This window comes from Thermus sp. (genome assembly GCF_056332225.1).
The window spans coordinates 1-851 of sequence record NZ_JBWGQW010000158.1; the positions used below are offsets into that span (position 1 = coordinate 1).

The 851-nt window shown below is 73.4% G+C and carries 1 pseudogene; it reads left to right on the top strand.

Annotated features, from left to right (window positions below):
- Positions 1-851 (top strand): annotated as a pseudogene (locus AC01Y6_RS10645) (hypothetical protein); the annotation flags it as partial.

Consider the following 851-nt stretch of genomic DNA (forward strand, 5'->3'; position numbering starts at 1 on the left):
CTCTGGAACCACGGGGCGGCCCTGCAGAACCTCCGGACCGAGCTCAGCCACCTCCGGTCTTTCCTGGGGAAGGAGGCCTTCCGCGGGGCCGTGCTCACCCTGCCCCCTGGGGTGGAGCTGGACCGCACCCCGGCGGGCGAGGACCCTTTGGAGGGCCTCGAGGACCCCTCTCCCGACTTCGCCGACTGGGTGCACGGCTGGCGGGCCCGCCTTGCCGCCCCGCCCAGGGAGTGGCTTCCCATTTCGGAGCGCCTTAAGGGGGTAAGGCCCCCGGCCCTCGTGGTCCTCATCGGGCCCCCGGGCTCCGGCAGGGAGGCTCTTTCCAGGGCTCTGGCGGAAGGGCTGGGCCTACCCTTAAGGCGGGGCCTGGGGAAGGGGCCTGGGGTCTACGTCTTGGCTGAGCCCTTTCCTCCCAAGGAGGCGGCCCTGGCCCTGGAGCCCTCACGGGACCAGGTCCTGGTGGTGCACCGCTCCAGCTTCGGGGAGGACCCGGCCTTTCTCCTCGCCCTCCGGGCCAACTTCCCGGCGGAGCGCACCGTGGTGGAGCGGGTGCCCCGCCTCTCCTGGCTCGAGGCCCGGGCCTCCTGGCTCAAGGGCCTGCCCTTCGCCGAGGCCGCCCGCTACTACCTAAGGAGCGGAGGGCGGGTGGACGCTCTAAGGGAACTCCTGGCCCTGGGCAGCCCTGAGGCCCTTCCCCAGCGCATCCGGGCCATGGTGGCCCTGGAGGCCCGCTACCTGCCCCTCGAGGCCCGCCGGGCCCTGGAAGTCCTCGCCCTCCACCCCGGTCCTTGGCCCGCCCGGCTCGCGGAGTCCCTGGGCTTGGCGGAGGCCGTGGACGAGCTGGAGCGCCG